Annotated in this window: 1 protein-coding gene; it reads left to right on the forward strand. The window is 42.6% G+C overall.

The features are described from left to right. Positions 1–242 (forward strand): ribonuclease HII (locus AC3XQU_RS24670; protein WP_489876733.1); only part of this gene is annotated, 242 nt, incomplete at both ends.

Here is a 242-nt window from a genome sequence, read left to right on the forward strand (position 1 = left end):
GTTGGAGTGTTGCTCAGGCTTCTGTTGAAGAAATAGACCAGTTGAATATTTTACAGGCAACTTTATTAGCCATGCAGCGTGCAGTAACTGGTTTAAGCGTTCATCCAAAATTAGCTTTAATTGATGGCAATCGCTGTCCCATTTTGTCTATGCCAGCAAATGCTATTATAAAAGGAGATGCCACCGTCCCTTCGATTGCTGCGGCCTCTATTTTGGCTAAAGTAACCCGCGATAGAATGATG

It is taken from the genome of Telluria sp. AZSoR62 (genome assembly GCF_058111565.1).